Here is a 991-nt window from a genome sequence, read left to right on the forward strand (position 1 = left end):
CCAGCCGCATCTACAACGGCAACACTTACCACTACCGACGGTAACGAGTACCTATCTTTAACTGCAATGATGCTACCAACTAATGATGGCTTTGTAGGCTTAAACAGCTGGAAAATCCCAACAGAAGCGGGTACTTACACAATTAATTTAAATGCTTACGATGCAGGCACAGAACAATGAGCTTGTAGTTGAAGGCTCTGCGCACCAGGTACTCCGGGTATTCCTGCGGCTCCAGGTGGCGACGCTGGCACTGGCGGTACAGGTGTATTAAGTGGTGATACAAATACTAACATTCATATTCACCCGGGTAGCTTAGGTGATGACGATTTAGAAGCGGGTAATAGCGATTTAAGTAATACAGTACACAGATGGTTAAACCCAGTAGCGCAATTAACCGTTACAGTTAAGTAGGAGCATGATTATGTCATCTGCTAACAACCTTAAAAAAAGTCTACTAGTGCTTGCACTTGCAACCACACTTGCAGCGTGTAGCGATAATGATAACGACCCAGTTGTTGAAGAGCCGGTCGTTGTTGAGCCAATTGTTGTAGAACCTGTGATCAGTGAGTTTACTATTACTTTTAGTAACTTAACTGCAGGACAGCCTTTGTCACCACTCTCTGTCATTGCTTTTGAAGATGAAGCACCTTGGACCTTCGGTACAACAGCTTCTGTGGGCTTAGAAATGCTTGCAGAAAGCGGTGCAAATGAAGAATACCTCAGCTACGAAAGTGCACTTGCTGCAGTTTCAGCTGAAGGCGCTATTGGCCCTGGTGAAACCACCACAGTGATCATTACTGTTGAAGAGCAAGAAACGCTTAATTTGTCATTTGCTGCCATGCTTGGGAATACAAATGATGCTTTTACCGGTCTTGGTTCTTTAGATGTATCAACATTAGAAGTTGGCGGTTCGTTATCACGCACTACGACTGCTTATGATGCGGGTACGGAAGCAAATACAGAAACAGCTGAAACTGTGCCAGGTCCTGCC

General features: G+C 44.9%; 1 protein-coding gene and 1 pseudogene. Both read left to right on the forward strand.

Translation table 11 applies throughout. The features are described from left to right. A pseudogene (locus tag L655_RS01000000124840) lies at positions 1–411 on the forward strand (spondin domain-containing protein); the annotation flags it as partial. Between the two features lie 10 nt (positions 412–421). Continuing rightward, positions 422–991: spondin domain-containing protein (locus L655_RS0101080; RefSeq protein ID WP_024603808.1), on the forward strand; the 570-nt coding region annotated here is incomplete at its 3' end.

This window comes from Pseudoalteromonas sp. TAE79, from assembly GCF_000498015.1.
Lineage (GTDB): Bacteria > Pseudomonadota > Gammaproteobacteria > Enterobacterales > Alteromonadaceae > Pseudoalteromonas.